Source organism: Pleomorphochaeta caudata (assembly GCF_055395745.1).
Genome location: NZ_AP042458.1, coordinates 1,629,117 through 1,642,341 on the forward strand (window position 1 = coordinate 1,629,117; position 13,225 = coordinate 1,642,341).

The 13,225-nt window shown below is 27.4% G+C and carries 12 protein-coding genes; 5 read left to right on the forward strand and 7 right to left on the reverse strand.

Translation table 11 applies throughout. The features are described 5' to 3' along the window. Positions 1-18 precede the first annotated feature (18 nt). The 5 genes from trsS to ACZ5RS_RS07550 all read left to right on the forward strand — a co-directional run bounded on the left by trsS (position 19) and on the right by ACZ5RS_RS07550 (position 5,613). A complete protein-coding gene (trsS, locus tag ACZ5RS_RS07530; protein ID WP_464634067.1) occupies positions 19-1,320 on the forward strand; it encodes a radical SAM (seleno)protein TrsS in 1,302 nt (433 codons plus the stop codon). Then, on the forward strand, positions 1,313-2,575 hold the full coding sequence (locus tag ACZ5RS_RS07535; RefSeq protein ID WP_464634069.1) for a radical SAM protein: 1,263 nt from the start codon (positions 1,313-1,315) through the stop codon (positions 2,573-2,575). Before trsS ends, ACZ5RS_RS07535 begins: the two co-directional genes overlap by 8 nt. Positions 2,576-2,586: 11 nt before the next feature. Continuing rightward, entirely contained in the window at positions 2,587-3,927 is a 1,341-nt protein-coding gene (locus tag ACZ5RS_RS07540; protein ID WP_464634071.1) for a DVU_1553 family AMP-dependent CoA ligase, read from the forward strand. Between the two features lie 323 nt (positions 3,928-4,250). Next, positions 4,251-5,000, forward strand: coding sequence for a 2,3-diphosphoglycerate-dependent phosphoglycerate mutase (gene gpmA, locus ACZ5RS_RS07545; RefSeq protein WP_464634073.1), 750 nt, complete (start codon positions 4,251-4,253; stop codon positions 4,998-5,000). A gap of 4 nt (positions 5,001-5,004) precedes the next feature. Continuing rightward, the gene (locus ACZ5RS_RS07550) at positions 5,005-5,613 is read left to right on the forward strand and encodes a class I SAM-dependent methyltransferase (RefSeq protein ID WP_464634075.1); all 609 of its coding nucleotides are present in this window, start codon (positions 5,005-5,007) and stop codon (positions 5,611-5,613) included. 15 nt (positions 5,614-5,628) lie between these two features. On the opposite strand, the gene ACZ5RS_RS07555 is transcribed toward ACZ5RS_RS07550, so the two are convergent. The 7 genes from ACZ5RS_RS07555 to ACZ5RS_RS07585 form a co-directional block, all read right to left on the reverse strand. Next, entirely contained in the window at positions 5,629-6,123 is a 495-nt protein-coding gene (locus tag ACZ5RS_RS07555; RefSeq protein ID WP_464634077.1) for a GNAT family N-acetyltransferase, read from the reverse strand. After that, positions 6,116-7,084, reverse strand: a complete 969-nt coding sequence (locus ACZ5RS_RS07560; RefSeq protein ID WP_464634078.1) for an ATP-grasp domain-containing protein — start codon at positions 7,082-7,084, stop codon at positions 6,116-6,118. Before ACZ5RS_RS07560 ends, ACZ5RS_RS07555 begins: the two co-directional genes overlap by 8 nt. Positions 7,085-7,094: 10 nt before the next feature. Continuing rightward, the gene (locus tag ACZ5RS_RS07565) at positions 7,095-8,087 is read right to left on the reverse strand and encodes a D-alanine--D-alanine ligase family protein (protein WP_464634079.1); all 993 of its coding nucleotides are present in this window, start codon (positions 8,085-8,087) and stop codon (positions 7,095-7,097) included. A 2-nt stretch (positions 8,088-8,089) separates the two neighbouring features. Beyond that, on the reverse strand, positions 8,090-9,331 hold the full coding sequence (locus ACZ5RS_RS07570) for a KamA family radical SAM protein (protein ID WP_464634081.1): 1,242 nt from the start codon (positions 9,329-9,331) through the stop codon (positions 8,090-8,092). Positions 9,332-9,563: 232 nt separating this feature from the next. Continuing rightward, positions 9,564-10,733 carry an AGE family epimerase/isomerase gene (locus ACZ5RS_RS07575; protein ID WP_464634082.1) on the reverse strand — a complete coding sequence of 390 codons (1,170 nt, stop codon included), beginning with the start codon at positions 10,731-10,733 and terminating at the stop codon, positions 9,564-9,566. Between the two features lie 11 nt (positions 10,734-10,744). Next, positions 10,745-11,719: an alpha/beta fold hydrolase gene (locus ACZ5RS_RS07580; RefSeq protein WP_464634084.1), complete on the reverse strand. Its 975-nt coding sequence runs from the start codon at positions 11,717-11,719 to the stop codon at positions 10,745-10,747. Then, positions 11,703-13,205, reverse strand: a complete 1,503-nt coding sequence (locus ACZ5RS_RS07585) for a DUF4127 family protein (protein WP_464634086.1) — start codon at positions 13,203-13,205, stop codon at positions 11,703-11,705. Before ACZ5RS_RS07585 ends, ACZ5RS_RS07580 begins: the two co-directional genes overlap by 17 nt. Between the last annotated feature and the right edge of the window lie 20 nt (positions 13,206-13,225).

Genomic DNA, 13,225 nt, shown 5'->3' on the forward strand with positions numbered 1-13,225 from the left:
CTTTTTTTAGGAGATAAAATGAAACTTTTTAATATAGAAACATTATGCCCAGAATGTCTTACAAAGATTGAAGGGTGGTATGAAGAGATTGATGGAAAAATCTATATTATTAAACAGTGTCCGGTTCATGGAGAATTTAAAACATTGTTTTGGAGAGATGCTGATTTATATAAAAAATTTAAAGAAACAGAAATACATGCAGAATGTAATACAACTCTTATGGAAGGGAAAAATTGTCCTTTTGATTGTGGGCTTTGTGATATTCATGAAGGAAAAACATGTACTGCTGTTATGGAAATTACATATAAATGTAATATGAACTGTCCGGTTTGTTTTGCAGATACTGAAAAAGTAAAATATGATCCTGATATAATTCAAATTAGAAAAATGTATGAAACTGTATTAAAAGGCGGTACTCCATCTATTCAATTATCTGGAGGGGAGCCTACAGTAAGAGCAGATTTGCCAGAAATTATAAAAATGGGTAAAGAAATGGGATTTCCTCATATTCAAGTAAATACTAATGGGGTAATTTTAGCAAATAATGATAATTATGCTAAAGAATTAAAAGATGCTGGTTGTGATTTAATTTATTTACAATTTGATGGATTACGTGATGAAATTTATCAATTTACTCGTGGTAAAGCTATGGTGGATATTAAAATGAAAGCAATAGATAATTGCAGAAAAGCAAATCTTGGTGTTCTTTTGGTTGTTACTGTATCTCCTAAAGCAAATTTAAAAGATATTGGAGAAATTGTAAATTTTGCTAAAGATAATCTTCCAACAGTTAGAGGTATTCATTTTCAACCTATGAGTTACTTTGGTCGTTTCCCAGGTAAATGTCCACCAGATGAAGATCGATGTAGTCTTTCTGATGTAATGCATGCTCTTGTTGAACAAACAGGAGAAATGAAATTTGAAGAATTCTCACCAAGAAAACGTTATGATTCTCATTGTGCGTTTTCAACTTTATATTATGTGGATGAAGAAAAAAAATTACATCATTTAGAAAGTGAAAACTCTCAAATAAAACCTCCTAAAAATACAGATTTTGCTGCTAATACTAATAAATTTACTAATATGAGGTGGAGACTTCCACAGGAGAATGAGAAAGGTAAAATGTTAAATTTTATGAATCATGTTAGAGAATATACAATGGCAATATCTGGTATGGGATTTCAGGATTGTTGGAATTTTGACATAAATAGAGTAAAGGGCTGTTGTGTGCATGTTATTACTTCTGATTTAAAGAAAGTTCCACTATGTGCATTTCATTTGACTAGTGTTACTGGAGAGAGAATATATAATAATGAGTAAAATTCTATATTATACTAAATCTTTATGTCCTGTATGTTTTAAAGAAATATATGCTCAAATAATTGTTGAAAATAATAAAATATACATGGTTAAAGAGTGTAGAGAACATGGATTTTTTAAAACATTAACTTGGGATGATACTGAAGAAAATTATTTCAAATGGCTTAGTTATGGAGGCTTAGAAGTTGAAAAACTCCCAAAATCAGAAATTGAAGTAGATAATATTATGAAAGGTGGATTTGAATCTATTGTTGATAATCCGTCACAACCAGTATCGGCTGCTTTAATGACTACTTCATTATGTAATGCTAAGTGTCCGGTATGTTTCACTCGCGATTCAAATAGATATCTTCCTTCTATTGAAGAATGCAAAGCTCAGCTTGAAAAATATAAAGAATTTGTAGGGGAAGGCTCTCCATTAGAATTTTGTGGAGGGGAACCTACAGTTAGAAAAGATTTATGTGAATTAGCTACTATAGCTCGTGATATGGGGTTTAATTATATTCAATTAAATACAAATGGATTTAAAATCGCTCAAAATCTTGATTATGCTATTAAATTAAAAGAGAGTGGAATTACAACAATTTATCTTGGATATGATGGAGATAATGAAGAATCATATATCACAAAATATGGAGAAAATGTTTTACCTTTAAAATATAAAGCTGTTGAAAATGCTAAAAAAGCAGGACTTGCAGTAGTACTCGTCCCTTGCCTTATCCCTGGTTCAAATGATGATAGATTAAAAGATATTATAGATTTTGCAAAAAAGAATATTCCAACAGTTAAAGGGGTATATATTCAACCTGTAAGTTATTTTGGCTCTTATCCTAAGGATTATAAGAAAATTAGATTAACAATTCCTCAAGTATTAAGAAAATTAGAAGAGCAAACAAATGGTGAAATTAAAAAAGTAGATTTTATGCCTGGAGGATGTGAACATCCTCAATGTTCTTTTAATGCATATTATATGCTTGATAAAAAAGGTGTTTTAAGAGCTTTTACTCAATTTAAACAAATAAAAAAAACTAATGTTGAAAGCGTTAGAAATAATGCTAAAAAGATTTGGTCACCATCAATGAATCATGGGCTTTCTATTGGTGGAATGGCTTTTATGGATGTATGGAATATAGATCTATTACGAGTTAAAAAGTGTACTGTTCAAATTATAACAAAAGATTATAAAACAGTATCTTTATGTGCAAAATATATAACATCTGAGGATGGAAGTATGTTTATCCCAGGAATAAATTAAAGGAAATTAAAATGGAAATAACACATTTACAAGATGGACTTATGAGATTATGTCTTGATAGAATGAAAAATGATGAGTTATGGCTATCAAAGCATTCATTACCTAAAAAAATGGATTATAATATTTTTTGTGAATATAAATTGCATCAATTGCAGCAGACAGTAAATTTAGCTTATAGTCATTCTTCCTTTTATAAAAAGAAATTTGATGAATATGGAGTATCTCCATCAATATTAAAAACATTTTCTGATATTGAAAAATTTCCTTTTACATACCCTGAAGATATAAATGGTAAAAGCTATGATTTTTTGTGTGTATCTCAAAGTCAAGTTACTAAGCCTGTTACTTTTTTTTCTGGAGGTACAACAGGAATGAAGAAAAGAATATATTTTTCAGGAAATGATGTATCCAATATTATGAAATATTTAGCTATTGGGATGAACTGTGTTGCATCAACTGATGAAGTTTGCCAAGTTATAATGCCTAATTCACAAGGTAGAGGTATTGGGTCTATTCTTGCTGGATCTTTAATGAAAAATGGGATGAAAGCTTTTGCTACAGATATTTTTGCCGATAGTGAAGAACAAATAAAGAATACTATTGAAAATAAAGTTACAGTTTGGTTTGGCGATGCAGGGACTATGTATAGAATTACTAAAGAATGTGAAAACAAATATGATTTAAAGAATTTAGGTATGAAAATTATATTTCCAACAATTGGTAATATTTCTAATACAATGAAAGCTTATTTTGAAAGAGTCTGGAATTGTAAAGTCATAACTCATTATGGACTTACTGAAATGGGTTGGGGATTAGCTGTAGATTGCTTAAGTGACACTAGTGGTTATCATTATGATGAATTAGACACTTTCACAGAATGTATTAATCCTAATAGTGATTTGAAAGTAAAAGAAGGTTCTCCTGGTGAATTAGTATTTACTTCCTTAGGTCGTGAAGCAATGCCATTAATTAGATATAGATCAAGAGATTTAGCAAGTTTAAAGCATGGTGGTTGTAAGTGTGGAAAAGACTGTGAAATTATGGGTCATATAATTAAAAGAATTGGAGGGTATAAAAGTCCTAATGGAATAGAAATTTACCCACAATTATTGGAAGATGTTTTATTTTCTTGTAATGATTTAGTAGACTATCGCTTATATTCTGATAATAAAAATTTAAAAATTGAAGTTGAATCATTATCAAATTCTTTAGATGTTTTAGAGCAATTAAAAAATAATTTAAACTCCATATCAGTAATTAAAAATTGTGGTTTAAACCTAAAATTAGTTTTAAAAGAGCATAATTCTTTAAAGCAATATGCTTTGGAAAAAAAGAGAGTTATTATAATTTAAATTTTATATTGTTTAAGAAATTTAATTTTATATTGTTATATGTATAAAAATAGTTTAGATTTTATAATTAAAAGTTTTTCTATTCTAACAAAAAAAAGATAATTTAGATTAATCGGTTTGATTTTTTTTGAAAATATATAAATATATATGCTTGAAAAAAAATATAAATTGTTGTTTTAAAATAAAATAATATTTAATTTGTTTTAAAATCTATGTTTTTATATTAGAAATATAATAAAATTTAAAAAATAGTTTTAATTAAAACTTAGTCTTGACTAATTTTTCATATAGTTTCATTCTATCAATAGCTATGGAGGCTTTTTATGAGTTATAAATTAGTTATATTAAGACATGGTGAGAGTATTTGGAATCTAGAAAACTTATTTACTGGTTGGACAGATGTAGATCTTTCAGAAAATGGCGTTGTTGAAGCAAAACAAGCTGGTAAAATTTTAAGTGAAAAAGGTTTTGAATTTGATATTTGCTATACATCATATTTAAAAAGAGCAATAAATACTTTAAATTTTGTATTGCAAGAGATGGATAGAGAATGGCTTCCTGTAATAAAAAGTTGGAAATTAAACGAAAGACATTATGGCAGTTTACAAGGTAAAAACAAAGCAGAAACTGCAAAAATTTTTGGAGAAGATCAAGTTAAAATTTGGCGTAGGTCTTTTGATATTAAACCCCCAGAATTAGCTGAGGATGATGAAAGAAATCCTGCTTTTCAAAAAATGTATAAGAATGTCTCAAAAGCTGAATTACCATTAGCTGAAAGCCTAAAAGATACAATAGCGAGAGTAATTCCTTATTTTGAAAAAGAGATAAAGCCAAAACTTGAGAGCGGACAAAACATATTAATTACTGCTCATGGAAATTCCCTAAGAGCTTTGGTTATGTATTTAGAGCATATTTCTGAAAAAGATATTTTAGAGTTAAACATTCCAACAGGAGTTCCTTTGGTTTATTATTTGAATGAAGATTTATCTGTTATCAGTAAAGAATATTTAGGTGATAAAGATTTAATTGATAAAAAAATTAATAAAGTAGCACAACAAGGATCAAATAAATAAGAATATGTTTAAACAACTTTTTTCAAATGCTAGTCTTCCTAGTGGAAAATTGGGAAGACTTTTTGTATCAATGATGAATAAAGGACATTCAAGTCTTTCAAAATGGGGTTTTTCTTTTTTTACCTTTGCAAATAATGCTGATGTAATAGATTTTGGATGTGGTGGCGGAGCAAATGTAAAAGCTTTGTTAAAAATGTGTAATGAAGGAACTGTTACAGGCTTTGATTATTCTTTAGTAAGCGTTGAAAAAACAAAAAAACTTAATCATAAAGCTATAGAAGAAAAACGATGTAATGTTATTCAAGGAGATGTTTCAAATTTACCATTTGACAAGAATACCTTCGATGGTGCAACAGCATTTGAAACTGTTTATTTTTGGCCTAATATTCAAGATACTTTTATAAATATTTTTAACATTTTAAAAGAAGATTCCAAGTTCATTATTTGTAATGAATGTTGTGATAATTCTGGTGAAAAATGGGCAAAAATAATTGATAAAATGGTTATATACAAAGAATCTGATTTAAAAAATCTTTTATCTAATGCTGGTTTTAAAAAGATAGAGACTCATATAAATAAAAAAGGGGCTATTATAGCTATTGCTTATAAATAAAGGTAAATATAAGGTTTAAATATCATCAATTAACTTTTTAGAATAAATAATTTTATCATCATTTATATCATAAAAATCTTTTATTCTTGCTTCAATTGTATAAGAATTTTTTTCATAAAAGTGTCTTGTTGGTTTGTATAGCGGTGTAGATGAAGTTTCTATATATATATGAACTCCTTCTTCTCTTCTAATTATTCTTTCTGTTTCTTTTAATATTATAGTACCAAAGCCTTTTCTTTTTAGATTTTGATTTACTACAATCCAATATAAATCAAAGCTTGTTTCAGTCCCATCAATGAATCCAAAACATGAATATCCTAAGATTTTGTCTTTATTTTCTAAAATAACAAATTGATATGTGCTATTCTCTTTATTATTTATTTTATCTTCAAATAAAGATAAAGCTATTTCTACTTCGCTTTCTTTAAAAAATCCAGATGTTTTGAGAATTTCTTCTATTTGAACTAAATCTGTTTTATGTGGTTCATAGCGAAAAGTGTAATTATTCATTTATTGCCTCATTGATAATAGTATTTATTAATTCATCGTATGTTAGACCATATTTATTTGCTGCAGCTACAAAGCCACTATCATGAGTTATACAAGGATTTATATTTATATCGATTACATAGGGGATATTACTTTTATCTACTTTAAAATCAATTCTTAAATAACCCTTTGAACCAAGTTTTTTATAGCACTTTTTGCAAATACTTTTCATTTCTTTAAATAAAGGGGAATCTTTTGTTTCATCTATAAAAACTCTTTGAGTGTTTTTATATTCATAGGATGATTCATCCCATTTAGATTTATAGTTAAGTATTTTTGGCTTTTCATTTGGGTAGTTAATAAATTCCATTTTTGCTATTGGTAGTATTACTACTTTTGAATTTATTTTCATAACAGAAATACTATATTCATCTCCTTCAATGTAATTTTCTATAAAATTTGAAGGATTATTTTTAATATAGGATTTTATCATTTTGTAATTATCAAAGAGAGTTACGGAATTATCATCAATTCCACAAGAAGCTTCTTCGTCGATTGGCTTTATAATAACTTTTTCTTCAATAAGTACTGGATTTATTATGCCTATATTGGAATAATAAAAGCTAGGTGTTTTTATATTTATTCCTTTTAGAAAATCTTTTGTTAATATTTTATTACTAGTAATAAATAGAGCAAAAGAGCTTCCTCCACTAAATTTAATCTGTTTTTGTTCGAAAATTAGTGGAGCAATATGAAGAGTATTGCCCTTATTAAAAGTTTCTACCAAATTGAATATTAAATTAGGTTTTATAATATCTATAGTTTTTAAATTCTCATATAAATTGAGATTAAAACTTGCAATAAAAACTTCATGTCCAAATTTAATTAATGAGGCTCTAACTTCATTTGCTTCTTGAAGTGTATCTTCTTCATCTTTTGTAGGTGAAGAAGATAACTCATCTATAAATATTAAGATTTTCATAAACACTTCTTTATTTTAATTGTGCTGCAATTCTTAGATTTGCTGAATCCATTATTGAATTAATTAAATCTTGATAAGATTTTCCTTTTAATTTGCATAAAATTGGTAGATCAGAATCGACAGGATTTAAACCTGCAAGTGGATTTACTTCAAGAAAATAAACATTTCCCATACTATCCATTTTTAAATCGACTCTTCCTCCATCTCTACAATCAAGAGCTCTCCAAGCACCTAATGCTACTTCTTCACATTTTTTACTATCTAAATCATCAGCTAAATTATATTTTACATAATCTAAATATTCGCTTTTACTTTTATATGAATAAATACCATTATCACTATTTTTATCAATTATGATTTCCATAGTTGCAATTGCTTTAGCACTATCACCTTGTCCGATTATTCCAACTGTAAATTCACGACCATCTAAAAATGTTTCTGCAAGGATAGGTTGGTTGTAGTTTTTTAGTTGATGGATTGCTTCTACTCTTAGTTCATTGTCATTGTTAACAACTGAATTACCACTAATCCCAATTCCAGTACCACCATATAATGGTTTTAGAAAAAGAGGGTAATTTAAATTTACGCTATTAATTTCATCTTCACTATTTATAACTTGAAATTTAGGAGTAGGTACTGATTTAGAATCAACAATTGTTTTTGCTATAGCTTTATTTAAAGAAGTTGTGAGAACTAATGAATTAGAAAAAACACAATCAATTCCATAAGCTTCCAATAAGGATGGAACTTGAGATTCTCTTGATGGTCCAAATAAACCTTCGCAAATATTAAAAACTAAATCAACACGCTTACCTAAATTGAGAAATTCGACTAAGTCAAAAACATTTCCAATTCTTATAGTATTATAGCCATATGCTTTTAAAGCATTGTCTAGAGCATTTATCGTTTCTATATTATCAAGTTCAGCTACAAGTTCTTTTTTATAACCTTTTTTTATATAATCATCTTTTAGATCATAAGTAAGTCCAATAGTCTTTTGCATATCTAAAGTCCTTTACCGTCTGGGTAAGCATATTCTTTCCCTTTATAGTTATAAAGATATAAATTATTCTCATCTCTGCCTTTAAAATAATTAGGAAGAATAGGTACTTTTCCTCCACCTTTAGGTGCATCAATTACATATTGAGGAACAGCATATCCACTAGTAAAGCCTCTTAAACTGTGTATGATTTCTTGGCCTTTAGCAACAGAAGTTCTAAAATGTTTTGAACCAACAATTGGATCGCATTGGAATAAGTAGTATGGTTTAATTCTGACTTTTAGAAGTTTGTGCATTAAACTACCCATTATATTAGGATCATCATTTACACCTTTTAATAATACAGTTTGAGAACCCATAACAACACCGCTATCAGCTATAGCATTTATTGCTTTACTAGATTCTGGTGTAATTTCATCAGGGTGAGTGCAATGAATACTTAAATATAGTGGTTTATATTTTCTAAAAATATTTAATAAAATTTCAGTAATTCTTTGAGGGAGAACCATTGGAACTTTAGTGCCAATTCTTACCATTTCAACATGATCAATTGCAAAAAGATTTTCAAGTAAATAATCAATTTCATTATCACTTAATGTTAATGGATCTCCTCCAGAAACTATTACATCTCTTATTTCTTGGTGTTCTCTTATATATTTAAAGCCAGATTCCCAATGTTGCTTAAGTGATTGAGTGTGTCCATCTACCATATGAGATCTTGTACAGTATCTACAATAACATGAGCAAAATGCTGTGGTTAAAAATAATACTCTATCAGGATATCTATGTACTATACCTTCAATAGGGGATGTTTTTTCTTCAGATAAAGGGTCTTCACTTTCTCCTAAGCTTTTAATTAATTCATTTGTTGTTGGAATCATAGTTTTTCTTAGTGCTGAATTTTGATCATCTAAATCAATTAAACTCAAGTAATAAGGAGTAATTGCAAAAGGACAGTGTGTACTTTCAACATCCATTGCTTTTTTTTCTTCATCTTTTAATGTTATAAATTTTGAAATTGATTGATATGTGGAGATACGATTAGCAATTTGCCATTTCCAATCATTCCATTGATTATCACTAACATTATTATAAAAAGTTTCTCTAAACTTTTTTGTTTTATCGCTTTCAAACATTTTTTGAGAGGATACCGCGGGATAGGTAGAATCTAAATTAGATACATTAGATTTGCTTTCCATTTTACACTGGCAAGAACTGCCTTGAAGATTATTTTTGCTATCTTTCATAACAAAGCCCTTTTTAAAAAAAGGAGAGCCTTTATAGGTAAAATACACTTACAACAAATGTTGAATTTACCTCAACTCTGAATGATTGCAATATAGTCTTGAAGAGAAAAAAAAGCAATATTTTTTAGTTCATTTTTTATAAAAAAACATATAAAAAATTTAAGCAAAAAAAATCAAAAATAGTAGAATTTTTATACATAATTATTATTGTTCTGAAGAAAATTTTTGAGCTCTAAATTAATTCATTTATTAGCTCTAAACAAATCATATACATCCTTGGAATGTGAAAAGGGCCCTTATAAAAATTCCCTTTTAAAGTTGTAGCGATTGACCCGTCTTTATGCAAATATCCAAACCATTCTCCATTTATTTCATCAACAAAATGAGTCTGAATATAATCATTTATAATGTAAAAATTATTTAAATACTTATCATCTTTGGTAAATTTGTATGAATAGAGACTTGCAATTAAGGCTTCACATTGTGGCCACCAAAATTTCATATCTTGATGATATTCAGCAATAGGTTTATTTAATGCGTCTCTGTATTGAATTATTCCTCCAAAATCTTTATCCCAACCTAGATTAAACATCCAATCGTATATTTTTAATCCAAGATTAATTAATTTTTTATCATTGAGGTCTTCTCCCATATTCATGATAAACCAAGCGGCTTCTATAGCATGCCCAGGATTTACAATCCTACCTTCAAAATGTTCTTTTTGGAAAGAGCCATCAATTGCTACTTGTTCTAATATTAATTGTAAATCCTCACGAATAAAATTATTTTCAATTTCAGCAATTAAATTATGCATATATGTTTCAAGTTCTATTTTTTTATCAGGATTTGATTTTTTTAATTCATTTAATACATTAAGTAAAATCATCGGCTCTCCAAATGATTTGGAAGCTCTTAATGATTTTGGAATTAGAATATTAGGTGTGTCTCTTAGATATTCAACAAAGTTTAATAATTCTAAAGCTTTTTGATTATATTTATCTCTCTTTGTAATTCTAGAATATGCCGCATATCCAATTATTGTAAAAGTTTCACTAAAGAAATATCTAAGTCTTTTTACTATTGGTTGTCCAGTTTTGCTTATTTTGAAAAACATTCTACCATCATTATCAAAACAATATTTTTCTATAAAATCGACTATATTATCACAAGCTTGCAAATATTGAATATTTCCATATTTTTCATATGCTGTTGCAAATATCCATAGAGCTCTTCCTTGAAACCATACTGATTTATCGGTATCTATTATAGCTCCATTTTGATCTAGGGCAGTATAGATACCTCCATTTATATAATCTAATCCATATTTTAACCAAAAATCTAATTCGCCACTTATTAATTGTTTTGTATATAGGGTTTTTATTTTTTTTAAATTATTAATCATATATTTTCTTATTATAAATTTTCCTTAAAAAAAGTGAAAATTTCATCATTTAGATTTGGTAATATTTCATGATCAAAATCATGAAATAAATTTAAATATTTTTTACATTTCATTTGATTAAAGACTGCAAACTGCGTTGAAGGAGGACAAGAAGTATCTTTTAATCCACAGGAAAAAAATACATTTGCTTTTATATTTTTTGCCATATTTTTTATATCAATATAACTTAATGCTTTAAATAATTGATCTTCTGTTTTATGATGAGGATCAAAAATTCTAAAGTAATTTGTTATTCCTTCATAAGCCTTATTATTTATTCCTAATTGCCAAAATCTTTTATAATCACTTAGATATGGATGTACTGGAGCTATACATTTTATTCCTGGAACTAATGCTGCTAGGGCTACTGTAAGAGCGCCTCCCTGACTCCATCCTGTAACTCCAATTCTGTCTTTATCAATGTATTCAAATGTAGATATAATAGTATATAGTTTATAAGCATCTAAGATTATGTTTCTATAATATAGTTTATCAATATTTCCTGATAAAGCCTCAAATATACCCTTTAGAAGAAATCCTAATTCGATATTAGATCTTCCATAAAAACTATCTTCATAGCCGCCACCTTGCCCTCTGCAATCCATTGAAAAAACACAATATCCTTCACTCGCGAAAGGAAGTAAAGAAGTCCATTCTCCACTATCACAATTTAATCCATGAAATTTAATTATGCATGGCATTTTTTCTTTATTTTTAGGTATTAGCATCTTTGTGTGAATTTTTATATTATTAATTGATGTAAAAAACATATCATAGCAATCAGCAATATTTGAAGAAAAATTAGTTTTTTTTATTCTATAATTTGTAACTATTTCATTTGCTTCTTTAATGGACTTTTGCCAATAGTTATCAAAATCATTTGGCCTATGGCTTGTTCCTAAATAATTTTTCAAGTTTTCTAAGTTCATATCAAAGGAGTTTTGCATCTTTATTTTCTCCTATTTTTATATCAACTTCAAATAATCTAGACCAAGGGAATATTATATCTTCAATTTCATAAGGTGACTTTTTATATAAATTATTTAATTCAATCATTAAGTCATTTTTTATTTTATTTCGAAGTTCCAAATCATTGTTATCTATGTGTATATATGTATTTTTAGCAATTCCCTCTAATAAATTATTATATTTTTTCCTTACAATACTTTGGTATGCATAGTCGTCAGCAATTCTGTAGAATAATAATTTTTCTTTTGATTTTTCAGATCCAAATAAAAATTGTATAATTCCAGATGATATAGCAGTGCCTATTGTATTTCCAGCAGTGTTCCAAGCAGCATAAGAAAGTAAATTGTTACTTATCTTCTTATCAAAAATTTTATTTACAAAACTTAAATCTGAACCATTTGCAAATGCAATATCACAGATTATGAAAGGTTTATTTAAATTTAAAAGATTCAAATAGTTTTTATCATTATATTCATATGGTTCCTGCTTCCATGAATCTTGCATTTCACCTTCCCGAGTGTGGACAAAAAGAATAATATCTGCTTCATTTATTTCTTTTGTGAAAATAGCATTTGATACTTGAATCTGGTGCTTTATACTTTTTTTTAATTCCATCCCTTCATATTTAGGGATTAAAGACATAGCTTCTTCTCGGTCAAAAAATATGCTTATTTTAGGTTTATTAATTATATTTTTTACAATACTTCTGCAAATTAGTGCTGAGCCAACTTCATCTGCTCCTGGATATGTTAATACTTTATTTTCTATATTTTCTTTTTTTATATTAGAGAAAATTTCTTTTTTTTCTTTAATTCCATATCCAAATTTTGATGAATCATCTTGAGGAATTACTAAGTAATCAATTAAATTATTTTTTAATAAAGGTAAGCAATTTTTTATTATATCTATATTAATTAAACGTCTTGATTCATAATCTTTAATTACATAGTTAGGAATTTTTTGATTTGCATAGTGAAGTTCCTCTAGTTCATTCTTGCTAAGAGAATATGTTTCACTTTTATTTATTAGATAGGCTCTTTTAAAAATTAACTCACCATATTCAGCATAGTAGTTTGGCTCTTCTTCACTGCTTGAGTATGCTGGAGTTCTCATAATTAAAGCAAAAATATATATATCTATATGTTTAGTTTCTTTGACTTTTTCTACTAGTTTAGCAAAATTGTTTAACCTATTTAATAATATATAGCTAGAAATTTTATGTATTCGGCTAGGAATTAATCCACCATAAATTAACATTTCTAGTGATATTACAGCAGCATCACATTTATATAAATTATTTTCTAACCATTCATATATTTTATCTATATTGGCACTTTTCTTGAAATTCCCCATATAGTTTTTTGGGATTTTTATTAATTCAATATCTTTATTGTTAATTAAATTCATATTTGGAAATTTATAATTACATGGGCGTTCATCTAATGGCATATACAAAATTTTCATAATTTTTCCTTGATTGATTT

Coding starts and splice junctions, on each gene's coding strand:
- gpmA (WP_464634073.1), top strand. CDS start 4,251: ATGAGTTATAAATTAGTTATATTAAGACATGGTGAGAGTATTTGGAAT.
- ACZ5RS_RS07560 (WP_464634078.1), bottom strand. CDS start 7,084: ATGAAAATCTTAATATTTATAGATGAGTTATCTTCTTCACCTACAAAA.
- ACZ5RS_RS07575 (WP_464634082.1), bottom strand. CDS start 10,733: ATGATTAATAATTTAAAAAAAATAAAAACCCTATATACAAAACAATTA.
- ACZ5RS_RS07585 (WP_464634086.1), bottom strand. CDS start 13,205: ATGAAAATTTTGTATATGCCATTAGATGAACGCCCATGTAATTATAAA.
- ACZ5RS_RS07555 (WP_464634077.1), bottom strand. CDS start 6,123: ATGAATAATTACACTTTTCGCTATGAACCACATAAAACAGATTTAGTT.
- trsS (WP_464634067.1), top strand. CDS start 19: ATGAAACTTTTTAATATAGAAACATTATGCCCAGAATGTCTTACAAAG.
- ACZ5RS_RS07565 (WP_464634079.1), bottom strand. CDS start 8,087: ATGCAAAAGACTATTGGACTTACTTATGATCTAAAAGATGATTATATA.
- ACZ5RS_RS07580 (WP_464634084.1), bottom strand. CDS start 11,719: ATGCAAAACTCCTTTGATATGAACTTAGAAAACTTGAAAAATTATTTA.
- ACZ5RS_RS07550 (WP_464634075.1), top strand. CDS start 5,005: ATGTTTAAACAACTTTTTTCAAATGCTAGTCTTCCTAGTGGAAAATTG.
- ACZ5RS_RS07535 (WP_464634069.1), top strand. CDS start 1,313: ATGAGTAAAATTCTATATTATACTAAATCTTTATGTCCTGTATGTTTT.
- ACZ5RS_RS07570 (WP_464634081.1), bottom strand. CDS start 9,331: ATGAAAGATAGCAAAAATAATCTTCAAGGCAGTTCTTGCCAGTGTAAA.
- ACZ5RS_RS07540 (WP_464634071.1), top strand. CDS start 2,587: ATGGAAATAACACATTTACAAGATGGACTTATGAGATTATGTCTTGAT.